Below are 694 nucleotides of genomic sequence, written 5' to 3'. Positions count from 1 at the left end.
GCGCACTGGTCTGTACTCTGGATACTTTCCGTTTTTATCTGGAAAAGCAGGGATGGACTCTCATAAACCGGGGCGCAATTAAAAATATGACCGTCGAGCAGTTGCTGAGTATTAAATAGTTTTCTGGAATTTCCTTCATATCACAAATTATTAAGGAGATTATTATGATTGCTCATCACTTCGGAACCGATGAAATACCACGCCAGTGCGTCACTCCCGGCGATTACGTTATTTACGAAGGCCGGACATATGTTGCATCGGCAAACAATATCGAAAAGCAAAAACTTTATATCCGTGATTTCACTACAAAAACATGCATTACTGACCGCATGATTAAAGTCTTCCTCGGTCGTGATGGTTTACCTGTAAAGGCGGAGGCATGGTGAGCTGTAATAAATAACTGACCCAATACGACATTCAGCTTAATAAATACATAAGGGTCGATTCTTATATGCCAGCAATGGCAGGGATTCGCACAACCTTAAAACAGCAATGAGGTTTATCAATGAGCACTGATAAAGAAACTTTTGCGCTATATTGCGAAGCTAAAAATGACAAAGTCAGAAAACGCCTTGGGATTAAAGGTGGTTTTTACTGGACTACAGCAAAAAAATTATCTGTTGCCATCTCCCGCTGCATTACCGCAATGGATGATAACGATTATGATGAAGACGACTTTAAAAAACCTGTTCGC

The 694-nt window shown here is 40.5% G+C and carries 2 protein-coding genes and 1 pseudogene; all 3 read left to right on the top strand.

From position 1 onward, the window contains the following. A pseudogene (locus ACJHYR_RS28045) lies at positions 1–119 on the top strand (transcriptional regulator); the annotation flags it as partial. 45 nt (positions 120–164) lie between these two features. Further along, positions 165–386, top strand: a complete 222-nt coding sequence (gene kil, locus ACJHYR_RS28040; RefSeq protein ID WP_029400582.1) for a cell division protein FtsZ — start codon at positions 165–167, stop codon at positions 384–386. A gap of 119 nt (positions 387–505) precedes the next feature. After that, positions 506–694 (top strand): hypothetical protein (locus ACJHYR_RS28035; RefSeq protein WP_410233231.1); only part of this gene is annotated, 189 nt, incomplete at its 3' end.

The sequence above is a fragment of the Escherichia sp. WS1450 genome, assembly GCF_046487395.1.
In the GTDB taxonomy this organism is placed as follows: Bacteria; Pseudomonadota; Gammaproteobacteria; order Enterobacterales; family Enterobacteriaceae; genus Escherichia; species Escherichia coli.
The sequence above is the reverse complement of the archived record's forward strand: the minus strand, read 5'-3'. Positions and strand labels throughout refer to the sequence as shown.

Bases quoted from the DNA above. Each gene is read 5' to 3' on its own strand.
- kil (WP_029400582.1), top strand. From the start codon at position 165: ATGATTGCTCATCACTTCGGAACCGATGAAATACCACGCCAGTGCGTC.